The sequence below is a fragment of the Streptomyces sp. NPDC003393 genome, assembly GCF_053589015.1.
The window spans coordinates 21,479-48,108 of record NZ_JBSFRB010000040.1; the positions used below are offsets into that span (position 1 = coordinate 21,479).

Below are 26,630 nucleotides of genomic sequence, written 5' to 3' on the forward strand. Positions count from 1 at the left end.
GGGATGACGACCGCCGCGCACCAGCAGCCCCGGGCCTCCTTCGACACGTGGGGGCCCTCGGCGCTGCTGGCCGTGGGGGTCGTCGCGGCGGCGGTCTCGGCCCGGGCGGTCGGCATGGACCGGACCGGGTTGACCGTCTCGGCCGTGCTGGTCGCCGCGGCCGCCGTGCTGCACCTGAGCTGGGGAAGGGTGAAGCGGAAGCGGCCGGACCCGAGCCGCACCGGTGTCTTCCTCTACCTGCTGCGCTGGGCCATCGCCTTCGTGCTGACCTGGGCCAATCCGTTCTTCGCCTTCTACGCCGTGTGCGGTTACTACACCGCGGCCCGGGATCTGCCGCGCCGGATGCTGATGCCCGGTCTCTTCCTGACCGCCGTCACGATGTCCGGCAGCGAGATCGGCGGCTGGCCGCCGCGCGGATGGTTCCTGTGGCTCGGCTTCCTCCTCGTCCTGGCCGTCAACATGGGCATGGTCACCGTGTTCACCCGGTACACCCAGCAGGAGCAGGTCCGCGCCCAGACCCAGTCCGAGACGATCGCCGAGCTGGAGCGCACCAACGTGGCGTTGCAGCAGGCCCTGGACGAGAACGCGGCCCTGCACGCCCAACTCCTCGTCCAGGCCCGCGAGGCGGGGGTCGCCGACGAGCGCCGGCGTCTGGCCGCCGAGATCCACGACACCCTCGCCCAGGGGCTGACCGGTATCATCGCCCAGCTCCAGGTGGTGGCGGGCACCCCGGACGAGGCCGCCGCGCGCGAGCACGTGGGCCGCGCCATGGAACTGGCCCGGCACAGCCTCGGCGAGGCCCGCCGCTCCGTGCACAATCTCGCCCCCGTCGCCCTGGAGGACACCGGACTGCCCGAGGCGCTGAAGCGGACGGTCACCGAGTGGGGAGACCGCACCGGCGCCCGGGCCGAGTTCACCCTCACCGGCACCGCCGAGCAACTGCACGAGGAGGTCGCGGCCACCCTGCTGCGCATCGCCCAGGAGGCACTGTCGAACGCCGCCCGGCACGCCCACGCCTCACGGGTCGGCGTCACCCTGTCCTTCATGGGCGACGAGGTGTCCCTCGACATCCGCGACGACGGCCGCGGCTTCGAACCGCTGGCCGTGCCCGCCCGCACCCGCGCCGGCGGCTTCGGCCTGGACGGCATGCGGGCCCGCGCCGAGCGCATCGCGGGCTCCCTCACCGTCGAGTCCGAGCCGGGACACGGCACGGCTGTGTCGGCTCGCGTACCGTTGGTGCGCGATGACCGCTGACACCTCGATCTCCCTGCTGATCGTCGACGACCATCCGGTCGTCCGGGACGGCCTGCGCGGCATGTTCGACTCCGCCCCCGGCTTCCGGGTGCTGGGCGAGGCCGCCAACGGCGTGGAGGCGGTCGAGCGTGCCGGCGCCCTGGACCCGGACGTCGTCCTCATGGACCTGCGCATGCCGGGCGGCTCGGGCGTGGACGCCATCCGGGAACTGGCCCGCCGCGGCGCCCGCGCCAAGGTGCTGGTGCTGACCACGTACGACACCGACTCCGACACCCTGCCCGCGATCGAGGCGGGCGCGACCGGCTACCTCCTCAAGGACGCCCCGCGCGAGGAACTGTTCACCGCCGTCCGGGCCGCCGCCGAGGGCCGCACCGTCCTCTCCCCGGCCGTGGCCTCCCGCCTGGTCTCCGCGGTCCGCGCCCCCGCCCCCGGCAACGAGCCGCTCTCCGCCCGCGAGCGCGAGGTCCTGGCACTGGTCGCCAAGGGCACCTCCAACCGGGAGATCGCCCGCGAACTGTTCATCAGCGAGGCCACCGTCAAGACCCATCTCACCCACCTGTACGCCAAACTCGGCGTCAACGACCGGGCGGCAGCGGTCGCGGTGGCGTACGACCGGGGGATCCTCGGTTAGGGCGTGTGACGGAAGTCCTTCCCCTCCCTTGGGGCGGGAGGGACATGCGCGACCCTGAGCAGCAGCACCGAGCGGGCCGGCACCGTGATCCGCGTCCCCGACCGGTGCGTCACGCCCGGTGCGTCCGCCTGGTCCTCCCGTGAGGTGTCCACGATCACCTCGTAGCGCTCGGCCCACGGCGGGCCGGGCAGCGTGAAGGGCACGGCACGGTCCCCGGCGTGCAGGACGGCCAGGAAGCTGTCGTCGAGGACAGGGGCGCCGCGTTCGTCCCGGCCCGGGATGTCCCGGCCGGACAGGTACATCGCCACTGTGGCCGCGGGGGCGTACCAGTCGCCCTCCGTCATCTCCGTGCCGTACGGGGTGAACCAGGCCAGGTCGCGCAGGCCGTCCGCCGAGTGGGCCCGCCCCGAGAAGAAGGCCCGGCGGCGCAGGACCGGGTGGCGGTGGCGCAGGGCGATCAGCCGGGAGGTGAGCTCGAACAGGGCCCGCCAGCCCGGATCCTCGAGCAGCGCCCAGTCCAGCCAGCCGATCTCGTTGTCCTGGCAGTAGGCGTTGTTGTTGCCGCGCTGGGTGCGGCCCATCTCGTCGCCCGCCACCAGCATCGGCACGCCCGTGGACAGCAGCAGCGTGGTCAGCAGGTTGCGCAGCTGTCTGCGCCGCAGCGCCCGTACCCCCTCGTCCTCGGTCTCGCCCTCCGCCCCGCAGTTCCAGGAGCGGTTGTCGTCCGTGCCGTCCCGGTTGCCCTCGCCGTTGGCCTCGTTGTGCTTGCGGTCGTAGCTCACCAGGTCCCGCAGGGTGAAACCGTCGTGCGCGGTCACGAAGTTGACGGAGGCGAACGGGCGGCGGCCGCCCCAGGCGTACAGATCGCTCGATCCGGACAGCCGGTAGCCCATCTCCCGGACGTCCGGAAGGGCGTGCCGCCAGAAGTCCCGTACGGCGTTGCGGTAGCGGTCGTTCCACTCCGTCCACAGCGGCGGGAAGGCGCCCACCTGGTAGCCGCCCGAGCCGACGTCCCACGGCTCGGCGATCAGCTTGACCCGGCGCAGCACCGGGTCCTGCGCGATCACGGCGAGGAACGGCGAGAGCATGTCCACGTCGTGCATGGAGCGGGCCAGCGCGGCGGCCAGGTCGAAACGGAAGCCGTCCACGCCCATCTCGGTGACCCAGTAGCGCAGCGAGTCGGTGATCAGGCGCAGCACGTGCGGCTGGACGACGTCGAGGGTGTTGCCGCAGCCGGTGTAGTCGGCGTAGCGGCGGGCGTCGGGCGTCAGCCGGTAGTAGCGCTGGTTGTCGATGCCCTTCAGGGACAGGGTCGGGCCGTACTCGCTCGCCTCGGCGGTGTGGTTGTAGACGACGTCGAGGATGACCTCGATGCCGGCCGCGTGCAGCGCGCGCACCATCCGCTTGAACTCGCCGACCTGCTGCCCCCTGGTGCCGGAGGCCGCGTACCCGGCGTGCGGGGCGAAGTAGCCGATGGAGTTGTAGCCCCAGTAGTTGCGCAGACCGCGGCGCAGCAGATGGTCCTCGTGCGCGAACTGGTGCACCGGCAGCAGCTCCACCGCCGTCACGCCCAGCCTCACCAGGTGCTCGACCGCCGCCGGGTGCGCCAGACCCGCGTACGTGCCCCGCAGTTCCTCCGGGACGCCCGGATGCCGCTGGGTGAAGCCGCGCACGTGCAGCTCGTAGATGACCGAGTCCGCCCACGGCGTCTTGGGCCGGCGGTCGTCGGACCAGTCGTCGTCGTCATGGACGACCACGCCCTTGGGCACGAAGGACGCGGAGTCGCGGTCGTCGCGCACGGTGTCCGCGACATGCTGCTCCGGCCAGTCCCGGACGTGCCCGTACAGCTCCGGCGCCAGCCCGAAGGCGGCGTACTCGCCGTCCACCGCACGCGCGTACGGGTCGAGCAGCAGCTTCGCCGGGTTCCAGCGGGCGCCGGTCCACGGGTCCCAACGGCCGTGCACCCGGTAGCCGTAGCGCTGGCCCGGCATGACCCCGGGGACGAAGCCGTGCCAGATCTCGTGCGTCAGCTCGGTGAGGCGGGCCCGGGTCTCCTTGCCCGCCTCGTCGAACAGGCAGAGGTCGACGGCCTCCGCGCCGCCCGCCCACAGCGCGAAGCCGGTGCCGGCCACCCCGTCCGGGCCGACGCGGAAGCGGGCGCCCAGCGGTGTCGACGTTCCCGGCCACACGGGCACGGCGGGCGGCGTCGCGGCACGGCGCGCGCCGTCCACGACGGCGGACGGGCGCCGCTCGTCGAGGGCCCGCCCGTTCCCGGTGGCGTGCCCCTCCTCGGTACGTCCCTCGGTGGAGACGTTCCCGTCCCGGGAGACGCCCTCCTCCTCGGAGACGCTCTCGTCCTGCGTGGCGCGTCCGTCCCTCACGGCCCGCCCGTTCCCGGTGGCGCGCCCGCCCGCCACCGCCTCCTGTTCGGCTGCGCTGGACACCTGGTCGGCCCCTTTTCGGCTGTCGCGGCTCGTTCGCCTCCGGCCCGCCCCAGTGCTCTCCTCCCGTGTCCGTCTCCCGGGTGCGGCTCCCCGTCGCTCGGTCCTCCCCACTGTTCTGCCCAGAGCGTGGCTCGCACTCACGTTTCCCCCGGAGCGGGCCGGGCGCCGGGCAGCCCGTGCGGCACGTACGACGGCGCGTACGGCGCACGGGGGCCGCACCGGACCGCCCCGCCGACGGGCCCGTCGGCGGCCACCGCGCGGAGAGGCTCGCACCGGGGGCCGTGGGACGCGGACAGGCTGTCAAGTGGGCAGTCCCGGAGCAGGGGTTGAGGCTCGGGGCGGAACGTTGCCGCCGGCTGTTGAAGTTGGGACGGAACAGTGACAATTGCCTGACATCTTGCCTCTGACCTTGTGGTTACGATCGCGAGTGTGCGGCGCGCAGGACGCGCTGGGGTGCACCGGGGTGCGGGTTCGACCGACCCGGGGAGGGGAGACCAACTTGAACGTGCGGCCGATATCGGGGGCGTCGGTTGACGCGCGGGGACGCAGGGCACGGCGCGGGGCGGGCGGGCGCAGGGCGCTGCTGGCGCTGGTGTCCGGGGCGCTGGTCCTCGCCGTCACCGCCTGCGGGGGCAACGATCCGGGCTCCGGGTCGGACAAGAGCCGGAGCAAGGAGTCCGCGGGCACGGCGCAGACCAAGCAGTCGGAGGCGGTCGTCACCATCGCCCCCAAGGACGGCGCGAAGTCCGTCGACACCAGCGGCGCCCTCAAGGTCGCCGCGAGCAAGGGCACGCTCACCCAGGTCGTCGTCAAGGACGAGAAGGGCACCGCGATACCCGGGCGGATGACCGACGGCGGCGCCTCCTGGACCCCGTCCACCCATCTGGCAGCCTCGACCCGTTACACGGTCCACGCGGTCGCCAAGGACCCCGCCGGCCGCCAGGCCGCCGAGGACTCCAGCTTCACCACTCTCACGCCGAAGAACACCTTCGTGGGCAACTTCACCCCCGAGGACGGTTCCACGGTCGGCGTCGGAATGCCGTTCTCCGTCAACTTCACCCGGGGCATCACGCACCCGGAGGACGTCGAGAAGGCCATCCAGATCACGACCGAGCCGGCCGTCGCCGTCGAGGGCCACTGGTTCGGCAACGACCGCCTCGACTTCCGCCCCGAGCACTACTGGCAGGCCGGCACCAAGGTCACCGTCAAGCTGAACCTGGACGGCGTCGAGGGCCGCCCCGGCGTCTACGGCAAGCAGAGCAAGACCGTCACCTTCACCATCGGCCGCAGCCAGGTCTCCGTGGTCGACGCCAAGAAGCACACGATGAAGGTCATGCGCGACGGCAAGGTCATCAAGACCATTCCGGTGACCACCGGCAAGCCCGGCTACGACACCTGGAACGGCAAGATGGTCATGAGCGAGAAGCTCACCGTGACCCGCATGAACGGCGAGACGGTCGGCTACGGCGGCGAGTACGACATCAAGGACGTCCCGCACGCCATCCGCCTGACCACCTCCGGCACCTTCATCCATGGCAACTACTGGGGCGGCGGCGCCTTCGGCAACTACAACTCCAGCCACGGCTGCGTCGGCCTGCGCGACGTGCGCGGCGGTTACGACAGCGGCGTGCCGGCCGCGTGGTTCTTCAACCACTCCATGATCGGTGACGTGGTGGAGGTCAAGAACTCCCACGACCGCACCGTCGCCCCGGACAACGGGCTCAACGGCTGGAACATGTCGTGGGCCGACTGGAAGAAGTGACTCCTCCCTTCTGAGGGACGGGCCCGGTGCTGTGACGGACGGCACCGGGCCCCGCGTCGTTAGTCAGCGTTAACCTGCTTCCCATGACCGTAACTCTGGAAGTCGCCGCCGGCGTCGGCACGCTGCGCCTGGACCGCCCGCCCATGAACGCGCTCGACGTCGCCACGCAGGACCGGCTCAAGGAGCTCGCCGAGGAGGCCACCGGCCGCGAGGACGTGCGCGCCGTGGTGATCTACGGCGGCGAGAAGGTGTTCGCGGCCGGCGCGGACATCAAGGAGATGCAGGTGATGGACCACGCGGCGATGGTCCTGCGCGCCCGTGCCCTCCAGGACTCCTTCACCGCCGTGGCCCGCATCCCCAAGCCGGTGGTCGCCGCCGTCACCGGCTACGCGCTCGGCGGCGGTTGCGAACTCGCGCTCTGCGCGGACTACCGCATCGCCGCCGACAACGCCAAGCTGGGCCAGCCGGAGATCCTGCTCGGCCTCATCCCCGGCGCGGGCGGCACCCAGCGGCTGTCCCGGCTGATCGGCCCGTCCAAGGCGAAGGACCTCATCTTCACGGGCCGTCAGGTCAAGGCCGACGAGGCGCTCACGCTCGGCCTGGTGGACCGTGTGGTCCCGGCCGCCGAGGTGTACGACGCGGCCCACGCCTGGGCCGCCAAGCTCGCCCAGGGTCCGGCGATCGCGCTGCGCGCCGCCAAGGAGTCGATCGACACCGGTCTGGAGACCGACATCGACACCGGTCTCGCCGTGGAGCGGAACTGGTTCGCGGGACTGTTCGCCACGGAGGACCGCGAGCGCGGCATGCGCAGCTTCGTGGAGGAGGGCCCGGGGAAGGCCAAGTTCCTCTGAGGATCGCCCGTTCACCGCTTGCTGTTGACGTCACGTCTGATCCCGGGTCCCTCGATGGGACGGTTGTGGGAGCCTTGAGGCGGTCTTGAGGCCGATCCGTCGAGGGAGCCCGGCGATTGCCGTCGGGCGGGCTTTCCGCGCAGGTCAGCAGGGCTGTTCAAGGGGCCGATGTGTCGTCGGCATATGCCGGGCGCATGGAGAACAATGGGGGCGCTCGGGGGGCGTATTCCGCCGGAACGGCTACGGAGACCGCCACGGACGGCCATGATGGGGGCATGGCGGGGCTGGAGGGCATCGAACAGCCGCGGGGACCGGGACGTTCGGCCGCGGCACGCTGGTCGCCCGCGGTCGAGGACGACCGGGCGCTGAACGCGCTGGAACTGTACGGCAATCCGACGGAAGCCGAGGTTCCGTTGCCGTCCCGTCCCGAGTCCGCGGCCACCGCTCGCCGGCTCGTCCAGATCGTCGTCCTGCGCCAGTGGGGCCTGACCCCCAAGCTGACGGAGGACGCGGTCCTGCTCGTCTCCGAACTCGTGGGCAATGCCGTACGGCACACCGGCGCCCGCTCCTTCGGCTTGCGCATGCGCCGCCGCCGGGGCTGGCTCCGCATCGAGGTCCGCGACCCCTCGCGCGGGCTGCCGTGCCTGATGCCCGTACAGGAACTGGACATCAGCGGCCGGGGCCTGTTCCTGGTGGACAAACTGGCCGACCGCTGGGGCGTGGACCTGCTGCCCCGGGGCAAGACGACCTGGTTCGAGATGCGCGTCGCGGAGCGCTGACCCCGGCCCGGCCGGGCGCCTGCCCGCATCCCGTCGGGGCCTGGCCGACTCGCGCCGGGCGGCGGCCGACCGGATCCGTGCGGCATGTCCGGTTGCGTACGGCCTGGCCTAACCGCTGGGCCCGGACCGACCGTGGACCGTCCGGCCGACTGACGGTGGGCAGCTTGACCTGACCGGCGAGGGTTGCCGGCCCGACCCGTCGAGGGTCATGTGCCGGACCCGTCGAGGGCCGCGTCGCCGGACCTTCGAGGGTGGTGGCTGACCGGTCGTCACCACTCGGGTGACACGCATGAATCGCCCGTTTTCTTACCATGCGCCTCTTGAATGGTGCGGGTGACCACCACCGACCGCCGCGGCGTGCTCCGGGCCGGTGCCGGACTCGTCGCCGGAGGAGCACTCGCCACCGGGTGCTCCTCCACCGGTGCCGCACCGCGTTCCGCCACGTCCGACGCCGCCCCGGACGCCCCGCCCACCGGACCCTCCGCCTCGCGCGCCGCCGAAACCGCCGCCCCCGTGCCGCGTGCCTTCCCCCGGCAGCCCGCGCAGATCACCCATGGCCCACGCGACAAGCCCCGCGTCGCTCTTACCTTCCACGGCCAGGGAGACCTCGCCTCGGCCCGCGCCCTGCTCGCCACCGCCGAGAATCACGGCGCCCGCCTCACCGTGCTCGCCGTCGGCACCTGGCTCGACGAGCATCCCGAGATGGCCCGCCGGATCCTGGACGGCGGCCACGAACTCGGCAACCACACCCAGCGTCACCTCGCCGTCAACGCCCTGCCCGAGACCGACGCCCGCACGGAGATCACCGGTTGCGCGGACCGCCTCGAACGGCTCACCGGCTCCATCGGCACCTGGTTCCGCCCCTCGCGCGCCCCCACCGCCTCCCCACTGGTCCAGCGGCTGGCCCGCGCCGCCGGATATCCGCACGTCCTCTCCTACGACGTCGACTCCCTCGACTACACCCGGCCCGGTGCCGCAGCCGTCACCCGCAAGGTCATGGCCGAGGTACGCAACGGATCCGTGGTGAGCCTGCACTTCGGACACCCCGACACGGTCGCCGCCCTCCCCGGCGTACTCGACGAACTCGACCGCCGCGGCCTGCACGCGGTCACCACCACGGAGCTGCTGAGCTGATGCACCGCCCTTCACCGACCCGCACCACCCGGGCCCTCCTCGCCGGGGCCGCCTGCGCCGCGCTGGCACTGCTGCCCGCCTGCGGCGGCGGCGACTCGGGGCACCACGCGGACGAGGCCCTCGGCAGCAAGGCGCCCGCGCACCCCCAGCCGAAGCAGCGGCAGGCCGCCGACGGCCTGCCCGGCATGCCGCCCGTCCTGGACCCGAAGGACGTCTACGCCGCCGACCGCCCGAACAAGCTCTCCCCGGTGGTCAAAAACTTCCCTTCCCGGGTCTACGTCCCCAACACCAACTCCGACACCGTCACGGTCATCGACCCCGCGACGTACAAGGTCGTCGACACCATCCCGGTGGGCCGTCAGCCGCAGCACGTCGTGCCGTCCTGGGACCTGAAGACGCTCTGGGTCAACAACGACCTCGGCAACTCCCTCACCCCCATCGACCCGAAGACCGGCAAGACGGGCAAGCCGGTCGACGTGCACGACCCGTACAACCTCTACTTCACGCCCGACGGCAAGTACGCCGTCGTCATGGCCTCCAAGGACCGTCGGCTCGTCTTCCGGGACGCGCACACCATGGGCCTGGTGAAGAGCGTCCCGGTCGCCTGCGCCGGGGTCAACCACGCCGACTTCTCCCTGGACGGCCGCTACTTCATCGTCTCCTGCGAGTTCAGCGGCGAACTGCTCAAGGTCGACACCGCGCAGATGAAGATCGTCGGCAGGCAGAAACTGGACCACCCCGGAGCCATGCCCCAGGACGTGAAGGTCTCGCCCGACGGCAAGAAGTTCTACGTCGCCGACATGGTGGCCGACGGCCTGTGGATCCTGGACGGAAAGACGTTCGGCAAGCCGGTGTTCCTGCCCACCGGCAAAGGCGCCCACGGCCTCTACATCAGCCGCGACTCACGCGAGATGTACATCTCCAACCGGGGCGAGGGCACCATCTCCGTCTACGACTTCACCCAGGGCAAGCTCACCGGGAAGTGGCGCCTGCCGCAGGGCGGCAGCCCCGACATGGGTGGCGTGTCGGCCGACGGCACCGTCCTGTGGCTGTCGGGCCGCTACAACTCCGAGGTGTACGCCATCGACACCCGCACCGGCCGGCAGCTCGCCCGCATCAAGGTCGGCAGCGGCCCGCACGGCCTCGCGGTCTACCCGCAGCCGGGCCGCTACTCGCTCGGTCACACGGGCGTCTTCCGCTGACGGCAGCCGGGGAGCACGCCACGGCACCGAGCCGCGACTCCTCCGCTTGAGTCTCCACCCACTGGAAGGCCCAGACTCGCAGACGTGAGCGAAGACAGCACCGGACTTCTCACCATCGGCGAGCTGGCCCGGGCCACCGGACTGGCCGTGCGCACCATCCGCTACTGGTCGGACGAGGGCGCCCTGCCCCCGGTGGCCCGCTCGGCGGGCGGCTACCGGCTCTACGACGCCGCCTCCGTGGCCCGGCTGGAGCTGATCCGTACCCTGCGCGAGCTGGGCCTCGGCCTGGACGACGTGCGCCGGGTGCTGGCCGGGGAGCGGACGGTCGCGGAGGTCGCCGCCGCGCACGTGGCGGCGCTGGACGCGCAGATCCGGTCGCTGAAGGTGACCCGCGCGGTGCTGTCGAGCGTGGCGCGTCGCGGATCGAGTGTGGAGGAGACGACCCTGATGAACAAACTGGCACGGCTGTCGGCGGCCGAGCGCAGGCGGATCATGGAGGAGTTCGTGGAGGAGATGTTCCACGGGCTCGACACCGTGGACCCGGACATCCACGACAGGATGCGGAACACCGCGGTGAACCTGCCGGAGGACCCGACGCCGGAGCAGGTCGACGCCTGGGTGGAGCTGGCCGAGCTGGTGCAGGACCCGGAGTTCCGGGCGCAGATGCGCAGGGCGGCGGAGCTCAATCACTCCGACCGCGGCGCCGACACACCCGCCGGGGCGTCCCGGTGGTTCGCCCGGAGGCTGGTCGAGCTGGTCGGGGAGGCGCGCGAGCGCGGGATCGCCCCCGAGGCCCCGGAGGCCGACCAGGTGCTGCACGACCTGTTCGGGGACGCCGACCCGGAGGCGGTCCTGGAACGCGTCAGGGCGACCCACAACGTCAGGCTCGCCCGTTACCGGGAACTGCTGGGGATCCTGAAGGGGACGCCCGTGCACTCCTACGCCGACGAGTTCTCCTGGGTGGCCGCTGCGCTCCAGGTCCGCACGGGCGGCTAGTCTGACCTGCGACAGCACGACACTCAGGTACGACAAGAGGGGCGGATCGGTGGCCGACATCGAGGAAGCACGCAAGCAGTTCCAGCGGATCGATGCGGACGGTGACGGTTTCATCACCGCCGCCGAGTTCAAGTCCGCCCTGGCCCAGGGGGGCGACTGGAACGTCACCGACACGGTGGCGGAGGCGATCATCAGGACCCGCGACCTGAACGGCGACAAGGTGCTGTCGTTCGACGAGTTCTGGACCTACCTGAGCAAGTGACGCGTCCGGCGCGGACGTCAGGGGCGCCCACCGCTCGGCGGCGGGCGCCCTTCGTCATGCGCCGGTCCCCGCCCGTTCCTCGCCCGGGCGCTCGTACACCGTTCGCCGTACGCCCGGAATAGCCCCCGCCGTCCGGAGGTTGCACCTGGCCTGCAAGGCCTGTGCAAGGACACCAACCGAGCTCCGGGATTCCGGAAGAGCGAGGCGAGCAGAGATGAAGATCGGCATCATCGGCGCGGGCAACATCGGCGGCAATCTCACCCGGCGGTTCACGGCCGCCGGACACGACGTCTCCGTGGCCAACTCCCGCGGTCCGCACACCCTGACCGCGCTGGCCGAGGAGACCGGCGCGACCCCGGTGCGCGTGGAGGAGGCCGCACGCGGCGCCGAGGTCGTCGTGGTCACCGTCCCCCTGAAGGCCGTCCCCGACCTGCCGTCCGGCCTGTTCGACGAGGCCGCCGAGGGCGTGGCGGTCATCGACACCGGCAACTACTACCCGCGGGAGCGGGACGGCAGGATCGCCGCCATCGAGGATGAAGGCCTCACCGAGAGCCGCTGGACCGAACGGCACCTCGGCCACCCCGTGATCAAGGCGTTCAACGGCACGTACGCGCAGGACCTCCTCGAGCGCCCCCGGCCGGCCGGTGACCCCGACCGCATGGCCCTCCCGGTGGCGGGCGACGACGAGGCGGCCAAGGCGAGGGTCCGCGCGCTGATCGACGAGATCGGCTTCGACACCGTGGACGCCGGCGGCATCGACGACTCCTGGCGCCAGCAGCCCGGCACCCCGGTCTACGGCCTGCGGGCCGGCGCCGACGCCGTGACCAAGGCCCTGGCGGAGGCGAGCCCGGAACGCCCGGCCGACTTCCGGGGCCGGTAGTCCGGCACCGGCCCAGGGAGTGGGCCGGCCGTCACGGCCTGGCCCACTCCCGCAGGGCGGCCGCGGTGGAGAAGTTCGCCACGTTCTTGTCGTGCGGGTCGCTGGTGTACTGGTGGAAGCGCCACTTGGCCTTGATGCGGGGGTGACCGGCGCTGACGTAGTCGGCGATCCACAGGCCGTCGCCCGCATAGGACGTGGTGTCGATGTTCAGCCAGAAGTTGCGGTTCGCGTACAGCACGACCCGGTTGTGCGGGCGCAGTTCCTTCACCTTGCGGATGAAGTGGTCCTTCTCCGAGTTGGAGGCGTGGGTGCCCTCGCCCGTGGTCTCCCAGTCGACGGCGAGGATGTCGCCGGACTTCTCGGGGGCGTGGGACACGAAGTACTCGGCCTGGGCCGTGATGTTGCCGGGCCACAGGAAGTGGTAGAAGCCGACCACCAGACCGGCGTCGCGACCGTGTTTGGTCTGGGCGTTCAGCCGTGAGTTGACGTACGAACGACCCTCCGTCGCCTTGATGAAGACGAACGAGAGGCCGTGCGTGTCGTACGTGGCGGACTGGTAGGCGCTCACGTCGATGCCGTGCAGCATGGGACTCCCTCAAGGTGCCGTGGGGGGAGGAGTTGTCGGTAGTCTTCTGCCCCGTCTCCCCGGCGGCGGATCCTTCCGAATCCTTCGAACATCAGCCCATGGTCGGTTATCAGTCGCCGGCGCCCCCACCAGTGACCTGCCCGCGTCCCGGTGTCCGTGACACCCGTCTTCGTCAGCGGCCGGCCGCTGTCCGTCTGTCGCCTGTCACCGATTCCGGTGACAGGCGTGCCACTACTTTATGCTTCAATTCAGCAGCGGTGCCTGCTTCCTTACCGGATACAGCGGCGCCGAATTCCACGATTTCCGACTTCCGCCCGGCCATGTGTGGTCAATTCTGATGACAGCGCCGAGGTCATAACCGCTTGACGTGCGCTGCTTGAGTTGACTGGGCTCAAGTGCGAGAACAGCATGGGAATTGCGCCACCTCTGAGTCATCCATGTCTTCGAGGGGCGACGGTGTGGCCCTCAATCGGCGGACCTCACCAACGGGGTGACCGTCCGGTGCATGGAGTGAACTTCTCGGACGTGTCCCGCGGGCTGACTCAGGCGGGACGGGCCAGGTCAGCGGTTGAGACGCAGGTCTCCAAGGCGACGTGGTTCCCGGATGCTCTGTGCGATATCGCCGGATACGGGATCCACGTCTTACACGGAAGAAAGAGGAGCACGGCCCATGCGGATCAGTCGGAAGCGGCAGATAGCGACAGCAATAGCCTCGGCAGCCATGGTGGGCGGAGGAGTCTTCGGCGTCGGGACTTCCGCCTCAGCGGCACCTGCGCAGGAGCACGTCGGCAAGGGTACATCGCAGGCGGAGAGCCTGCTTCCGGAAGCGCCGAGGCCGTGCCCGAAGCACCAGAAGAATTGCAATAGGCCCGGAAACACCCAGGGCGGTACCCAGGGTAGCGGTCGCGGTAACACCCAGGGCGGGACCCAGGGTAGCGGTCGCGGTAACACCCAGGGCGGGACGCAGGGTGGTGGCGGCGGTAACACCCAGGGCGGCACGCAGGGTGGCGGTGGCGGCGGTAACACCCAGGGCGGCACGCAGGGTGGTGGCGGCGGTAACACCCAGGGCGGCACGCAGGGTGGCGGTGGCGGTAACACCCAGGGCGGCACGCAGGGTGGTGGCGGCGGTAACACCCAGGGCGGCACGCAGGGTGGTGGCGGCGGTAACACCCAGGGCGGCACGCAGGGTGGTGGCGGCGGCGGTAACACCCAGGGCGGCACGCAGGGTGGTGGCGGCGGCAACACCCAGGGCGGCACGCAGGGTGGCGGCGGCGGCGGTAACACCCAGGGCGGCACGCAGGGTGGCGGCGGCGGCAACACCCAGGGCGGGACCCAGGGTGGTGGTGGCGGCAACACCCAGGGCGGCACGCAGGGTGGTGGCGGCGGCGGTAACACCCAGGGCGGGACCCAGGGTGGTGGCGGCGGCGGTAACACCCAGGGCGGCACGCAGGGTGGTGGCGGCGGCGGTAACACCCAGGGCGGCACGCAGGGTGGCGGCGGCGGCGGCAACACCCAGGGCGGGACCCAGGGTGGTGGCGGCGGTAACACCCAGGGCGGGACCCAGGGTGGCGGCGGCGGCGGCAACACCCAGGGCGGCACGCAGGGTGGTGGCGGCGGCGGCAACACCCAGGGCGGCACGCAGGGTGGCGGCGGCGGCAACACCCAGGGCGGCACGCAGGGTGGTGGCGGCGGTAACACCCAGGGCGGCACGCAGGGTGGTGGCGGCGGTAACACCCAGGGCGGGACGCAGGGTGGTGGCGGCGGCGGTAACACCCAGGGTGGAACCCAGGGCTGAGCGATGAAGCGCCTCCACAAGGCGACGCGGCACCTCGCGGGCGCAACCTCCGCGAGGTGCCGCACTCGCTCACGCGCAGGGCTGCGGGGCGCCGGCCTCGCGGTCCTCGTGTCCGTGTGCGTCGCGGCCGGCGCAGGGGGCGCGCAGGCGAGCGACACGGGTGCCCCTGCGCAGGGGCAGTCGGTGCTTCGGTGCTACGCGACGGCCCAGAACCCGGGGCAACCCGTGTGCTACCGGGTCTCGGCGAAGGCGGAGTACCGGCACGGCGAGATCGTCTACGTGCCCATCCTCATCCAGGTGCCCACGCCCGCGAACCCGCCCCCCGTGACCGTTGTGAACGGCCTGGACGACATTCGCCCGGACGCAGGCCCGTCCGGCGGCTGATCACTCCGTGGAGTCGCTGACGAATATCCCGTACTCCAGGGCCAGCCGGGTGAGGTCGGCCCGACGGCGTGAGCCGCTTTTCCTGCGCAGTCGTTCCAGATGCGTATGGACCGTGTTCTCGGTGATGTTCAGCTGCCTGGCGATTTCCCGGTCCGTGGCACCGCCGGCCACGAGATGCAGGATCTGCCTCTCGCGGCCGGTCAGGTGAGGAGGGGGCGCGGGTATGCTTCTGCCCGCCAGGCTGGCGCCGAAATAATCCTTGCCGGACGCTACGGCGCGAATGGCCGTCACCAGTTCCGCGTCGTCGGTTTTCCGGCTCAGATATCCGCGCGCGCCGGCCTTGATGCACAGAACGGCGTCCGACTGACCCTTGGAGGTCGACAGGACGATGACGGCGTGGCCCTGCCGGTGCAACCGGGCCACCTGGTGGGACGTCTCCTGGTCATTGTTCTGCAGGTTGATCAGAAGGACGATCTTCACCTCGTCGGAATCGCACGCCAGGTCCTCGACGGTGCCGGCGAGGTGCCTGATCCTCAGGTCCGGGTGAGTTCTGATCGCCTGGTCGACGCCGAGCTGGAGCAGTGGCCAGTCGCAGATGACGGCCATGGGTATCACGGATCGGCTCATGAGAGGCTCCAGCTCAGGTGGGGCCAGGCCCGCCGGCCACGTGACGCTGTGGGACAAGCGGTCGGCGGCGCTCGTGCCGCCGGATCCCACCTTCGGTGCTTCCATGGGACGCGGCACCCCCGGATGACCCAAATGGGGGATCCGGAACGCCGACCGCGGCAGGCTCACGACGGGTGCGGGCCCATGGTCCCGATCCCGCACGGCCGCCCGATCGCGGCGGCCCGGCCCCCACGGCCGGACCCCCGCGCCCTGCGCGTCACATCCGCCAGAGGTCCGTCGCGTACTTGATGGGCAGGTACAGGAAGGGGGTGAGCGCCGAACGATCCTGCCGCGGGAGGTTGAGCATCGCGGCATCGACCGCCGGGAACGTCACCGCGGCTGGGGAAAGAGCCGGTCCCATGCCGATACGCGCGGCCCGATCCTCGGTGGTTCCCTGTGCGGCGGCCTGGGTGTCGTCGGTGCCGCCCTGGGGGTCGTTGGTGCCGCCCTGGGTGTTGTCAGAACCGGCCTGTGTGCCGCCCTGAGTGTTGTCGGTACCGGCCTGTGTGCCGCCCTGGGTGTTGTTGGTGCCGTTCTGCGCACCGCCCTGGGTGTTGTTGGTACCGCTCTGTGTGCCGCCCTGGTTGTTGTGCTTGCCACCCACCGTGCCGCCCTGGGTGTTGCCTGTGCCGCTGGTGGTGCCGCCCTGGGTGTTGTTGGTGCCGCCGCCCTGTGTGCCGCCCTGGGTATTGTTGGTACCACCCTGTGTGCCGCCCAGGGTGTTCCCTGTGCCGCTCAGTTTGTTCCCGACCTGAACGCTGTTGGTGTTTCCGTCCCCTCGATTGAAGACGTTGCCGTCACCCTTGTTGTTGATGGTGTTGTAGTAGTTGTTGACAACAATGGCCGGCCCCGGGGGGGAATCCGGGTCGCTGTTGTCTCCCGCGGAGGCCTGGCCCGCTGTTGCGCCCGTCAGCGCCACGGCGGCGACAAAAGGCAGCGTTGCATAGACGCCGAACCGTTTCACGGCAGCCCTTTCTTGCCATCGGTGAAGGGGAGGGTCCCTACCGACAAACTGCCGCAACTCATCACTTCATCACTTCAGCGACACGGTGATGTCACCCGTGCAGTTGCGCCGGCACGAAACGGTGTTCCCCGCGAGTCCGACCGAGGAGCCGCATCCGGCTTCGATGATCGCGAACCCCCGGACGCCGTGCGGCGACCGGGGGTTCGGAGCCTCTCAGGACTCCGTGGACGGCACGAGCTCCGCGCCGAGGGCCTCGGACTCCAGAAGCGCCTTGACGGTGCCCAGATAGCGGGCGGCATCGGCGCCGTCCATCAGACGGTGGTCGTACGACAGCGACAGGAACACCATGTCGCGGATGCCGATCGCGGCCGCGCCGTCCGTCTCCACCACGGTCAGGCGCCTCACCACGGCGCCGACACCCAGTATGGCCGTCTGGTCGGGCGGCACGATGACCGTGTCGAACAGGATGCCGCGGGAACCGGTGTTGGAGAGCGTGAAGGTGGCGCCCGACACGTCGTCCGGGGTCAGCCCGCCGGTGCGGGCCCTGCCGGCGAGTTCCGCGGTCGCGCGTGCGATGCCCGCGATGTTCAGGTCGCCCGCGTCCTTGATGACCGGGGTCATCAGACCCTTGTCGGTGTCCACCGCGATACCGATGTTCTCGGTGTCGAAGTAGGTGATGGTCCCCGCGTCCCTGTCGAGCCGCGCGTTGACGACGGGATGGGCCTTGAGTGCCTGAGCGGCGGCTTTGACGAAGAACGGCATGGGGGACAGGCTGACGCCGGTGCGCGCCGCGAAGTCGTCCTTGGCCCGGGTGCGCAGCCGCATCAGCCGGGTCACGTCGGCCTCGACGAAGGTGGTGAGCTGGGCCTGCTCGTGCAGTGCCTTCATCATGTTGTCGCCGATGACCTTGCGGATGCGCGGCAGAGCGACCGTCCGTCCACGCAACGACGCGGACTGCGCGGCGGTCTGTGGAGCGACCGTGGCCGGCGCCGGTGCCATGGGGGGTTCGGGGGCCGGGGGAGGTGCGACGGGCGCCGGGGCCACCGGCGCGGGCGGTGCCGCCACGGGCTCGGGGGCGGGCGGTGCCGGCTCGGCCCCGGCGGCGGGCGGTGCCGGCTCGGCCCCGGCGGCGGGAACCGACGGGCGGCGGCTGGGCGGGGGAGCCTGGTCAGGCGCCGGGGTGCTCTCGCCTCCCGGCCCCGGAGCTTCCTCCGGGGCGCCGATGACGGCGAGTTCGGCTCCGACCTCCACGGTCTCGTCCTCGGCCACCGTGATCCTGAGGAGGACGCCTGCGGCAGGAGAAGGAATCTCGGTGTCGACCTTGTCGGTGGCGATCTCCAGCAGGGGTTCGTCCGCCTCGACGGTGTCGCCCACGTTCTTGAGCCAGTGTGTGACGGTGCCTTCGGTGACGCTCTCGCCCAGAGCGGGCAGGGGAACGGAAACGGCCATGGTGGTGGTTGCTCCTTGTCTCTGCGCGGGGCCCAGCCGTCGCGCCCCGTGTACTCGTGCGATGTCCGCGGGTGTGACCGTGGCCACGGACGCGATCAGCCCTTCCAGCCGTAGCGGTCACGGGCCTTGGTGACGGTCGCGGGGTCGATGTCCCCGGCCCTGCCGAGCCGGTCCAGTGCCGCGACGGCGATGGACTCGGCGTCCACACGGAAGTAGCGGCGCACCGCGTCCCGGGTGTCCGACAGGCCGAATCCGTCCGTTCCCAGCGACGAGTAGTCCTGCTCGACCCACTGGCTGATCTGGTCGGGGACCTGCCGCATCCAGTCGCTGACGGCCAGGACCGGCCCCTGCGCCCCGGCCAGCGCACGGGTGACGTAGGGGACGCGTTCCTCACCGCGCAACCGGGCGCGGTCGGTGTCCAGGCCGTCGCGGCGCAGTTCCGTCCATGAGGTCACCGACCACACGTCGGCGCGCACGCCCCAGTGAGCGGCGAGGAGATCCTGCGCCTCGAGGGCCCAGTGGATCGCCGTGCCCGAGGCGAGCAGCTGGATCCGCGGCCCGGATCCCTCGCCCGGCCGGAACCGGTACAGGCCCCGCAGGATGCCCTCCTCCACCGTGCCGTCCGACGGCATGGCGGGCTGGCGTTTGGGCTCGTTGTAGACCGTCAGGTAGTAGAAGACGTCCTCGGGCCGCTCGCCGTACATCCGGCGCAGCCCTTCTCTGACGATCACCGCGATCTCGTACGCGAAGGCCGGGTCGTAGCTCACCGCCGCCGGGTTGGTGGAGGCCAGCAGGTGGGAGTGCCCGTCGGCGTGCTGGAGTCCTTCGCCGGTCATCGTCGTGCGCCCGGCCGTCGCCCCGATGACGAATCCGCGTCCCATCTGGTCGGCGAGCGCCCAGAACTGGTCTCCGGTGCGCTGGAATCCGAACATCGCGTAGAAGATGTAGAAGGGGATCATGGGTTCGCCGTGGGTGGCGTACGAGGTCGCCGCGGCGGTGAACTCGGCCATGGAACCGGCCTCGGTGATGCCCTCGTCGATCAACTGGCCGTTCTTGGCCTCCCGGTAGTAGAGCAGCTGGTCCGCGTCCACCGGCTCGTAGGTCTGCCCTTGCGGGGCGTAGATGCCGGCTGTCGGGAAGAGTGACTCCAGGCCGAAGGTGCGGGCCTCGTCAGGGACGATCGGCACCCAGCGCTGCCCGGTCTCCTTGTCCCGCATCAGGTCCTTGACCAGCCGCACCAGCGCCATGGTGGTGGCGACCTCCTGCTTGCCGAAGCCCTTGTGCAAGGCTTCGAAGGGGCGGGCCGGCGGCTGCTTCAACGGTCTGGGGACGACGGTGCGGGCGGGGGCGGGGCCGCCGAGGGCGGCGCGCCGGTCGCGCAGGTACTGCACCTCCGGTGACTTCTCGCCGGGGTGCCAGTAGGGGACCAGGTCGCCGCTGAGCGCACTGTCCGGGATCGGCAGCTCCAGCACGTCGCGCATCCGGCGGAACTGGTCCATGGTGAGCTTCTTCATCTGGTGGTTGGCATTGCGCGACTCGAAGCCGCGGCCCAGGGTGTGACCCTTGATCGTCTGGGCCAGGACGACGCTCGGCTGCCCGCGGTGCTCGGTCGCGGCGCGATAGGCGGCGTACACCTTGAGCGGCTCGTGGCCTCCGCGCGAGACGCTGAACAGCTCGACGAGCTGGGCGTCGCTCAGCCGCGCCGCGATGCCGGACAGGGTCTCTCCGGTGAAGAAGTTCTCGCGTATGTAGGCGGCGTCCCGGGCGGCGTACGTCTGCATCTGGGCGTCGGGCACCTCACCGAGGCGCCGGACGAGAGAGCCGTCGGTGTCCAGGCGCAGAACGGGGTCCCAGGCCTCGCCCCACAGGGACTTCACCACGTTCCAGCCCGCCCCGCGGAAGCGGCCCTCCAGCTCCGGGACGATCTGCGAGTTGGAGCGTACGGGGCCGTCCAGGCGCTGCAGATTGCAGTTGACGACGAAGGTGAGGTTGTCGAGACCCTCACGGGCGGCGAGCGACAGCGCGGCGGTCGACTCGGGTTCGTCCATCTCCCCGTCGCCGAGGAACGCCCACACCCGGCACGCCGACGTGTCCTTGATGCCGCGGTCGTGGAGATAGCGGTTGAACCTGGCCTGGTAGATGGCGGCGAGCGGGCCGAGCCCCATGGACACCGTGGGGAACTCCCACAGCCACGGCAGCCGTCTGGGGTGCGGATAGGACGGCAGTCCGTGGCCACCGGCCTCGCGCCGGAAGCCGTCCAGCTGCCGCTCGTCCAGTCGCCCCTCGAGGAACACCCGGGCGTAGATGCCGGGTGAGGCATGTCCCTGCACGTACAGCTGGTCGCCGGAGCCGTCGATGCCCTTGCCCCGGAAGAAGTGCTGGAACCCCACCTCGTAGAGCCAGGCCGCCGAGGCGTAGGTGGAGATGTGACCACCCAGGCCCAGGCGGGATCCCCGGGTCACCATCGCGGCCGCGTTCCACCGGTTCACGGCGGTGATCCGGGCCTCCATCGCGAGATCGCCGGGGAAGTCGGGCTGGGCGGACGCCGGGACGGTGTTGATGCTGTCGGAGGTCAGCAGGGCGGGCACGGACAGGCCGGCTCTCGTCGCGTACTCGTGGACACGCCGCAGGAGATACGCGGCCCGGTCCGGTCCGGCGGTGCGGACGACGGCTTCGAGGGAGGCCCGCCATTCGGCGGTCTCCTCGGCGTCACGGTCGGGCAGCTGGTCGAGTTCACTCGTCCAGGGGGAATCGGTGGGCCGGTCCGGGTCGTTCATGTCACTCTTCCTGTTACGGCGTGGGGTGGAAAGGGGCCGGCTCCGGCACGGGAGACGCGCTCCGGCACCGGACGGCGGGTGATGCGCGGGGGCGCCGGGCGGGAGCCGGGCCGGGGTGCGAGGATCAGCGCCGTGCGAGCCACTGCGCGAACGTCTCGTGCCCCAGGTGGGCCTCCGTGCCGGGTAGCAGCGACCGCTCCCCGACCGGGGCGCCGAAGAACGGGGCGTGTGCGTCGGCGACCACACCCCGCCGGTCGCCCCGGGCGGCCTGCAACCGGGCGGCGACACCGTCGAGCCGGTACTCCTCGCGGCCGGCTACCTCGCGGATGCCGAACAGCGGCAACCCGACGGCGGTGTGCGCGAGTCGGGCCGCCACGTCGTCCGTCGACACCGGGCGGGTCAGCACGGGCGGCACCTGCACGCCGTCCTCGTGCGCCGACGAGCGGGACAGCGCCTCGACCGTCTCGAAGAACGGCGTGGCCCGCACGAGGGAATGCGGGATCGGCGAGCGCCGGGCCCGTTCCTCCTGGACCGCCTTGGCCCGGAAGTAGCCGCCCTTCACCCGGTCGGCTCCCACGATGGACAGTGCGATGTAGTGCTCGGCGCCCGCGGCGGCCGCCGCCAGCAGGTTGCCGGTCGACGCGTCGAAGAACGGCACGCTCGTCGACGCGGCACGGGAGGGCGCGTCGGTGACGTCCACGATCACGTCGGCCTCCCGCAGGGCCCGCTCCGGCCCCTGCCCCGTGACGACATCGACACCCTCGCGGCGCGAGACGGGCACGACGTCCACACCGTGGTCCCGGAGCCTGGCGACGGTCCTGGAACCGATCAGGCCGGTGGCCCCTGCGACGACGACTCTCATTCGGGTCTCTTCCCCTCGGGGGCCGGTGACCCCGCTGATGCCTCGGTGACGGCGGCACAGGCCGCTCACAGCACGTACGACAGGGCAGGGGCCGCTGCTGTGACACCGCTGCGGCGCACGGGTCCGCTGAGCGCCGTACGCGTCACAGATCCGCACGGCGCCCGGTCAACCGTGGCGAGCAGTCATGGCGCGGCCGTCGGGCACCCGTGGACGGTGCGCCGCCCGCACATGACCTGACGATCCACGGAAGGGGCACGCACGTGTCGGAGAACCAGGCAGGACACGACCACGCGACCGGCGACCGGGCGGCGTCGGAGAGCTGGATGACCGCGGCGCGGATGCTGCAGGACGCGGCGCCGTTGACGATCCCGGACGGCGCCTCGGCGATGACGATCCAGGTGGACTGGGAGCCGGGCGACCCGGGGACCCCGCCGCACCGGCATTCCGGTCCCGCCTTCGGGTACGTCGTCGAGGGCGCGGTCCGCTTCGAGCTGGAGGGCGAACCCGAGCGGGTGGTGGAGGCCGGCGGCACGTTCTGGGAGCCGGGCGGAGACGTGATCCACTACCAGGACGGCAACGCCCTCTCCGACGCGCGGACCCGGTTCGTCGTGACCATGATGTGCGCGCCGGGACAGCCCATGCTCGAACTCGTCCCCGAGGAGGAGCTGAAGCAGCGCGCACACCTGCGCGCCCCGCGCCCCACCGACTGACGCCCGCGGTGCGCTGTCGCCGCGAACCGGGACACGACCGATGAGTGCCCCTGACACCGTGCACGCCCTGCTGACCACGCTGTTCGTGGGGGCGGCACTCTACGAGGCACGGCGCGCACTGGTGCCGGCGACCCCGGCCCGGCACGGTCGCGTCGACCACGTCCTGCACGCCGCCATGGCCGCGGCCATGGCGGCGATGCCCTGGGGGCCGTCGTTGCCGCGGACGGCCCGGAGCGTGTTCTTCACCGCTGCCGCCGCGTGGTTCGTGCTCACGCCCGTGTGCCGTGCGGGGGAGTCCCACCTCGTCGCGGCGGCGCGGCGGCTGCCCCACGCACTCGACATGGCCGCGATGGTCTGGATGCTCCGTGTCCCGCACGACATGCATCACGCGATGGCCCTGAAGGAGCCGTCCACCGGCTCACCGGTCACCGCGGCACTGGCGCTGTGCCTGCTCACCCGCGCGTTGCGCTCGCTGACGCGCGACCTGCCAACGCTGACCACCGGGCCAGAGGTCCCGGACGCTCTCCCGCCGGCGCGGCCTTACGGACACTTCTGGGACGGCTCGATGGCCCTGGGAACGGTGATCACGCTGGTCATGCCGCACTGACCGGCAGCCGCCCCCTCCTTCTGAGTGCGGCGCGCCCCGCGTCGGAGAACGCCGTGGCCTCGCGCCAGGCAGCCACCGGGGATTCCACGGTGACCTCCCTGTGCGCATCGCGGATACGCACGGTCGACCGGCGGGACCGGCGATACGTGACAAGGAGCCGGCGCGCCTACCGCAGCCGGTCCCGGGGACAGGGGCGGCTCCTGCTCGTCGCCTTCGGCCGGAGGAGCCGATTCAGCGGCGGCACACAAGATGACCCATCAGTCATGTTACGTGCTAGGGTCAAGGTGACCCAGCGGTCATCTTATTTCCCGCCGGTCGTCGACCGCCTCACCTGGTCCGGCGGCCCGCGCTTTCGACAACGCGTTCCCCGGGAGGGACATCGTGAGCAACACCCTGGAAGGCAAGGTCGTCCTGGTCACCGGAGCGTCCTCGGGAATCGGCCGGGCCACCGCGCTCGCCCTGTCCGAGGCGGGGGCCCTGGTCGCGGCCGGGGCTCGGCGGACCGACCGGCTGAAGGCACTGGCGGAGGAGGCGGCCGGCGAGATCCTGCCGCTCGAACTGGACGTCACCGACGGCCAGTCGGTGAGCGAGGCGGTCGCGGCGACCGCCGAGCGTTTCGGCTCGCTCGACATCCTGGTCAACAACGCGGGCCTCATGCTCAACGGCCCGATCCTCGGCGCGGACACCACCCAGTGGACGCGCATGATCGAGACGAATCTGCTCGGCTCGATGTACATGGTCCACTCGGCGCTGCCCCATCTGCTGCGGGCCAAGGGCGCGGTGGTGCAGGTCTCTTCGACCGCGGGGCGGATGACCGCGCCCACGAGCGCCGTGTACGCGGCCACGAAGTTCGGCATCAACGCCTTCTCGGAGACGCTGCGGCAGGAGGTCACCGCACAGGGCGTACGCGTCGTCGTCGTCGAGCCCGGCATGGTCGCGACCGAACTCGCCACCCACAACCCGGCCGGCGAAGCGGCGTTCAAGGCCCTGGCCGAGACGATGCGCACGCTCCAACCCGAGGACATCGCCGCCGCGGTCGTCTACGCGGTCAGCCAGCCCGAGCACGTCGCGGTCAACGAGATCCTGGTGCGACCGACCGACCAGGTCATGTGAGCCGGGGACACACCGGCGGCCGGGAAGGGTGCTCCGGTGCCCGTGACGTGACCGGTGTGGCCCTGCCCGTGCGGTGCGGGGACCGACCGAAATGCGCCGCAACTGTCACAAGTCGGCGGACAGCCCTGTCCTATGTGCTGACGGCGCGGACGAGCGCTCCGGAAGAAGGACGGACAAGGGAGTGACGGATGAAGGTCGTGGTCATAGGCGGCACCGGGCTCATCGGGTCGAAGCTGGTGAAGAAACTGGGTGAGCACGGCCATCAGGCCGTCGCCGCCTCGCCGGGCACCGGTGTCGACACGCTGACCGGCGAAGGCCTGCCCGAGGTGCTGAAGGATGCCCAGGTGGTGATCGACGTGTCGAACTCGCCGTCGTTCGATCGCGAGACCGCCATGACGTTCTTCCGGACCTCCACCGGCAACCTGCTGGCGGCGGAGGGGACGGCGGGCGTGGGCCACCATGTCGCGGTGTCGATCGTGGGTACCGAACGGATGCCCGAGAACGGGTACTTCGCGGCGAAGGTCGCCCAGGAGAAGCTGATCCAGAAGTCGGGCATCCCCTTCTCGCTGGTGCACTCGACGCAGTTCTTCGAGTTCGCCCCCGGCATCGCCGACGCGGCCACCGTCGACGGCACAGTGCGCATCCCGCCGGTGCTGTTCCAGCCCATCGCGGGCGACGACGTGGCCCAGGCGGTCGGCAGGACGGCAGTGGGTTCACCGCTGAACGGCCGGATCGAGATCGCGGGACCGACGCAGTACCGGATGGACGAGTTCTTCCGCAAGGCGCTGGGCGCCTGGGGCGACTCCCGCGAGGTCGTCACCGATCCGGCGGCGCCCTACTCCGGCAGTGTGCTCGGCGAGCGGTCGCTGGTGCCGGGTGAGGGAGCGCGGCTCGGCACCATCACCTACGGCGACTGGCTCGGCCGGTCGACGCGGAAGTAGGGAGCGGGGACTTGGACATGTCGGCATCGGGTCCCTGACCCTGCTTCAGGAAGTGCGGCCCTCGTTCGTACCCGAGGGCTTCCACGTGATGACGATGATGATCGAGTACCCGCCCGGAGACCGGGGCGCGCCGCCGCACCGGCACCCCGGACCCGCCTTCGGCGTCGTGGTCGAGGGCGAGATGCGGATGGAGCTGGAAGGGGAGCCCGAGCGGGTCGTCCGTGCCGGTGAGGCGTTCTGGGAGCCGGGTGGCGACGTCATCCACCACCAGGACGGCAACAACCGTGACGACGTCCCGCTCCGGTTCACGGTCACCATGCTGTGCGAGCCGGGCAAGCCGATGACCACGTTGGTGGACGAGGCCGAGTTGGCCCGGCGCAAGGATCGCCGCGCCCCGCGCCCGGCCTGAGCCCCGGCACGATATCCAGGGCCACACCCGGGCTGCCGGCCCACCGGCCGGCGGTCCGGGTCGGCGAGCGGTGTCGGGCACGGCGAGCCCGGCACGATCCGAACGAGATACGCGGGTGTGCGGCTGACGGAGGACGCCAGGGGTCCGTCAGCCGCACACCCGCGTCATCGCAGAAGCGACGCGTCGCCGGCCGTGTCCGGCTCGGCGAGCAGAGTGGGCACCGTGACGATCCGCATGTCCTTCGTCAGGAGACGGTGAACGGGACAGCGCCCGGCAGCCGCCATCAGTTGCTCCCGTTGGGCGGGGTCCAGAGCTGACCCGGGCCTCTCGTCTCGGCCGAGGAAGCGCCCGCCGTCGAACGCGGCCGGCCGATCACGGCGCCGAAGGCCGACACCGAACATGACTGATTGGTCATGTTCGGTGTTAGGCTTCACGCGGAGAGAGGTGGCATGGCGAAGAACACAGTCGTTCCCGGCTCGCGAGCCGACATGATCCGTAATCGGCGCCTCCTGCTCGCGGCGGCGACAGAGGCGTTCGCCGAGTGCGGGGTGGACGTGTCGATGAACGAGATCGCGCAGCGCGCCGGAGTCGCCAAAGGCACCGTGTTCCGGCACTTCGCCACGAAGGACGACCTGCTCGCGGCGATCATGCAGCAACTGCTCGACCAGCTCATCGCCACGGCCACCGGCCTGCTGGAAGCCGAGGACGCCGGTGCGGCGCTGCGCGAGTTCATGACCACCGGAGTCGAACTGCTGGCCAGGGACCGCGCGTTCTGCGAGGTGATCGGCCGGCCCTCGCTGCAGCACGCGTCGGTGCGGGACGCGATCGACCGCCTCTCCGTCATCGTGGAGGATCTCACGGCCCGGGCGCAGCAGCAGGGTGCCGTCCGCGAGGACGTCACGGGGACGGACATCGTGCTGCTGCTCGGCGGAATCCATCAGACAGCGGTCCCCCTGCTGGACTCCGAGCCGCAGGCATGGCGGCGTTACCTGGAACTGGTCCTCGACGGGCTCTGCGGCCGGGCCGGTCGGACTCTGCCGCATCCGCCGCCCGCTCGACTGCGGCTCGCCGACCCGTCCGCACCGCGGCGACCGTGAAGGACCAGTGGTCCGGGAAAGACCTGCGGTAGGCGGCCCCGGCCGAACCCCGGGTGCCCGGGGGGACATCGGCCC

The 26,630-nt window shown here is 71.2% G+C and carries 25 protein-coding genes; 17 read left to right on the forward strand and 8 right to left on the reverse strand.

Translation table 11 applies throughout. The annotated features are described in order from the left end of the window. Positions 1-3: 3 nt before the first annotated feature. Entirely contained in the window at positions 4-1,254 is a 1,251-nt protein-coding gene (locus ACWDUZ_RS30130; RefSeq protein WP_451634964.1) for a sensor histidine kinase, read from the forward strand. Beyond that, a complete protein-coding gene (locus tag ACWDUZ_RS30135) occupies positions 1,244-1,885 on the forward strand; it encodes a response regulator (RefSeq protein ID WP_451634965.1) in 642 nt (213 codons plus the stop codon). Before ACWDUZ_RS30130 ends, ACWDUZ_RS30135 begins: the two co-directional genes overlap by 11 nt. Here the strand turns inward: ACWDUZ_RS30135 and glgX are convergent. Next, entirely contained in the window at positions 1,882-4,116 is a 2,235-nt protein-coding gene (glgX, locus tag ACWDUZ_RS30140) for a glycogen debranching protein GlgX (protein ID WP_451635021.1), read from the reverse strand. The genes ACWDUZ_RS30135 and glgX overlap by 4 nt on opposite strands. 712 nt (positions 4,117-4,828) lie before the next feature. On the opposite strand from glgX, the gene ACWDUZ_RS30145 reads away from it, so the two are divergent. The 8 genes from ACWDUZ_RS30145 to ACWDUZ_RS30180 all read left to right on the forward strand — a co-directional run bounded on the left by ACWDUZ_RS30145 (position 4,829) and on the right by ACWDUZ_RS30180 (position 12,195). Then, positions 4,829-6,091 carry a L,D-transpeptidase gene (locus ACWDUZ_RS30145; RefSeq protein WP_451634966.1) on the forward strand — a complete coding sequence of 421 codons (1,263 nt, stop codon included), beginning with the start codon at positions 4,829-4,831 and terminating at the stop codon, positions 6,089-6,091. An 83-nt stretch (positions 6,092-6,174) separates the two neighbouring features. Beyond that, complete coding sequence (locus ACWDUZ_RS30150; RefSeq protein ID WP_451634967.1) at positions 6,175-6,942, forward strand: enoyl-CoA hydratase/isomerase family protein; 768 nt, start codon at positions 6,175-6,177, stop codon at positions 6,940-6,942. A gap of 275 nt (positions 6,943-7,217) precedes the next feature. Then, on the forward strand, positions 7,218-7,721 hold the full coding sequence (locus ACWDUZ_RS30155; RefSeq protein WP_451634968.1) for an ATP-binding protein: 504 nt from the start codon (positions 7,218-7,220) through the stop codon (positions 7,719-7,721). Between the two features lie 324 nt (positions 7,722-8,045). Then, positions 8,046-8,855 carry a polysaccharide deacetylase family protein gene (locus tag ACWDUZ_RS30160; protein ID WP_451634969.1) on the forward strand — a complete coding sequence of 270 codons (810 nt, stop codon included), beginning with the start codon at positions 8,046-8,048 and terminating at the stop codon, positions 8,853-8,855. After that, a complete protein-coding gene (locus ACWDUZ_RS30165; RefSeq protein ID WP_451634970.1) occupies positions 8,855-10,057 on the forward strand; it encodes a YVTN family beta-propeller repeat protein in 1,203 nt (400 codons plus the stop codon). The genes ACWDUZ_RS30160 and ACWDUZ_RS30165 overlap by 1 nt, the downstream gene beginning before the upstream one ends. 84 nt (positions 10,058-10,141) lie before the next feature. Further along, positions 10,142-11,053 (forward strand): helix-turn-helix domain-containing protein, encoded by a 912-nt coding sequence (locus ACWDUZ_RS30170; RefSeq protein ID WP_451634971.1) that lies wholly within the window; start codon positions 10,142-10,144, stop codon positions 11,051-11,053. 49 nt (positions 11,054-11,102) lie between these two features. Beyond that, positions 11,103-11,315 (forward strand): EF-hand domain-containing protein, encoded by a 213-nt coding sequence (locus tag ACWDUZ_RS30175; protein WP_132856784.1) that lies wholly within the window; start codon positions 11,103-11,105, stop codon positions 11,313-11,315. A 139-nt stretch (positions 11,316-11,454) separates the two neighbouring features. Next, positions 11,455-12,195: an NADPH-dependent F420 reductase gene (locus ACWDUZ_RS30180; RefSeq protein WP_451634972.1), complete on the forward strand. Its 741-nt coding sequence runs from the start codon at positions 11,455-11,457 to the stop codon at positions 12,193-12,195. Positions 12,196-12,226: 31 nt separating this feature from the next. Here the strand turns inward: ACWDUZ_RS30180 and ACWDUZ_RS30185 are convergent, their stop codons facing one another. Further along, the gene (locus ACWDUZ_RS30185; RefSeq protein ID WP_451634973.1) at positions 12,227-12,781 is read right to left on the reverse strand and encodes a GH25 family lysozyme; all 555 of its coding nucleotides are present in this window, start codon (positions 12,779-12,781) and stop codon (positions 12,227-12,229) included. Between the two features lie 760 nt (positions 12,782-13,541). After that, the gene (locus ACWDUZ_RS30190) at positions 13,542-14,594 is read right to left on the reverse strand and encodes a hypothetical protein (protein ID WP_451634974.1); all 1,053 of its coding nucleotides are present in this window, start codon (positions 14,592-14,594) and stop codon (positions 13,542-13,544) included. A gap of 165 nt (positions 14,595-14,759) precedes the next feature. Here ACWDUZ_RS30190 and ACWDUZ_RS30195 point away from each other — a divergent pair, with 165 nt between their 5' ends. Then, positions 14,760-14,960, forward strand: a complete 201-nt coding sequence (locus tag ACWDUZ_RS30195) for a hypothetical protein (RefSeq protein WP_451634975.1) — start codon at positions 14,760-14,762, stop codon at positions 14,958-14,960. Here ACWDUZ_RS30195 and ACWDUZ_RS30200 read toward each other — a convergent pair whose 3' ends face one another. From ACWDUZ_RS30200 to ACWDUZ_RS30220, 5 genes are all read right to left on the reverse strand, one after another. Next, on the reverse strand, positions 14,961-15,587 hold the full coding sequence (locus tag ACWDUZ_RS30200; protein WP_451634976.1) for a LuxR C-terminal-related transcriptional regulator: 627 nt from the start codon (positions 15,585-15,587) through the stop codon (positions 14,961-14,963). It lies immediately after the preceding gene. Positions 15,588-15,843: 256 nt separating this feature from the next. Further along, entirely contained in the window at positions 15,844-16,590 is a 747-nt protein-coding gene (locus ACWDUZ_RS30205; protein ID WP_451634977.1) for a hypothetical protein, read from the reverse strand. 213 nt (positions 16,591-16,803) lie between these two features. Then, complete coding sequence (locus tag ACWDUZ_RS30210) at positions 16,804-18,039, reverse strand: 2-oxo acid dehydrogenase subunit E2 (protein ID WP_451634978.1); 1,236 nt, start codon at positions 18,037-18,039, stop codon at positions 16,804-16,806. A 95-nt stretch (positions 18,040-18,134) separates the two neighbouring features. Beyond that, the gene (gene aceE, locus ACWDUZ_RS30215; RefSeq protein WP_451634979.1) at positions 18,135-20,816 is read right to left on the reverse strand and encodes a pyruvate dehydrogenase (acetyl-transferring), homodimeric type; all 2,682 of its coding nucleotides are present in this window, start codon (positions 20,814-20,816) and stop codon (positions 18,135-18,137) included. A 124-nt stretch (positions 20,817-20,940) separates the two neighbouring features. Continuing rightward, entirely contained in the window at positions 20,941-21,678 is a 738-nt protein-coding gene (locus ACWDUZ_RS30220; protein ID WP_451634980.1) for an SDR family oxidoreductase, read from the reverse strand. Positions 21,679-21,938: 260 nt separating this feature from the next. Here ACWDUZ_RS30220 and ACWDUZ_RS30225 point away from each other — a divergent pair, with 260 nt between their 5' ends. The 6 genes from ACWDUZ_RS30225 to ACWDUZ_RS30250 all read left to right on the forward strand — a co-directional run bounded on the left by ACWDUZ_RS30225 (position 21,939) and on the right by ACWDUZ_RS30250 (position 26,555). Then, on the forward strand, positions 21,939-22,388 hold the full coding sequence (locus tag ACWDUZ_RS30225; RefSeq protein WP_451634981.1) for a cupin domain-containing protein: 450 nt from the start codon (positions 21,939-21,941) through the stop codon (positions 22,386-22,388). A 40-nt stretch (positions 22,389-22,428) separates the two neighbouring features. Next, positions 22,429-22,995, forward strand: a complete 567-nt coding sequence (locus tag ACWDUZ_RS30230) for a DUF5134 domain-containing protein (protein WP_451634982.1) — start codon at positions 22,429-22,431, stop codon at positions 22,993-22,995. A gap of 381 nt (positions 22,996-23,376) precedes the next feature. Beyond that, on the forward strand, positions 23,377-24,108 hold the full coding sequence (locus tag ACWDUZ_RS30235) for an SDR family NAD(P)-dependent oxidoreductase (protein ID WP_451634983.1): 732 nt from the start codon (positions 23,377-23,379) through the stop codon (positions 24,106-24,108). Positions 24,109-24,296: 188 nt separating this feature from the next. Continuing rightward, entirely contained in the window at positions 24,297-25,049 is a 753-nt protein-coding gene (locus tag ACWDUZ_RS30240) for an SDR family oxidoreductase (RefSeq protein ID WP_451634984.1), read from the forward strand. Between the two features lie 25 nt (positions 25,050-25,074). Further along, on the forward strand, positions 25,075-25,458 hold the full coding sequence (locus tag ACWDUZ_RS30245) for a cupin domain-containing protein (RefSeq protein ID WP_451635022.1): 384 nt from the start codon (positions 25,075-25,077) through the stop codon (positions 25,456-25,458). A 449-nt stretch (positions 25,459-25,907) separates the two neighbouring features. Next, positions 25,908-26,555, forward strand: coding sequence for a TetR/AcrR family transcriptional regulator (locus tag ACWDUZ_RS30250; protein ID WP_451634985.1), 648 nt, complete (start codon positions 25,908-25,910; stop codon positions 26,553-26,555). The last annotated feature ends 75 nt before the right edge of the window (positions 26,556-26,630 follow it).